At 62.4% G+C, this 574-nt stretch carries 1 pseudogene; it reads left to right on the top strand.

From position 1 onward, the window contains the following. Nucleotides 1-54 precede the first annotated feature (54 nt). A pseudogene (locus OOZ15_RS20015) lies at nt 55-574 on the top strand (transposase); the annotation flags it as partial.

The following is a 574-nucleotide window of genomic DNA, read 5'->3' as shown; positions in this document are numbered from 1 at the left end:
CCATCGGCGGGGTAGAATTTGGCCCTCCTGCCACCGTCTGATCAGAGCCACCCGATGAAGCAGATCTCGTTCGCCCAAGCCGAGTACCAGAACAAGAAGAAGGTCACCCGCCGCGAGCGGTTCCTGGCCCAGATGGAGGATCTGGTGCCATGGCAGCGGCTGATCGAGGCGCTGTCGCCGTCCTATTTCCCGAATGCGGCTGGTAAGCGTGGGCGCCCGCCGATCGGCCTGGAGCGCATGCTGCGCGTCTACTTCCTCCAGCAGTGGTATGCCCTTGCCGACCCTATGCGTCAACGTAGTTGTCACCTAAACGGATTGAGAGGTGATCAACGCCCACCTGGCCGAGCAAGGGTTGTTCATGCGCGAGGGCACCATCGTCGACGCGACCATCGTGGCTGCCGCGCCCTCTACCAAGAACCAGGTCAAGCAACGCGATCCGGAGATGAAGCAGACCAAGAAGGGCAACCAGTGGTATTTCGGCCTGAAGGCCCACATCGGCGTCGATGCGGTCACCGGACTGACCCACAGTGTCGCCACTACCTCGGCCAACGTCGCCGATGTCACCATGGCGGGC

This window comes from Galbibacter kalidii, assembly GCF_026241135.1.
GTDB lineage: Bacteria > Bacteroidota > Bacteroidia > Flavobacteriales > Flavobacteriaceae > Galbibacter.
Note: the sequence above shows the minus strand (reverse complement) of the source record. Positions and strands in the feature narration are given on the sequence as shown.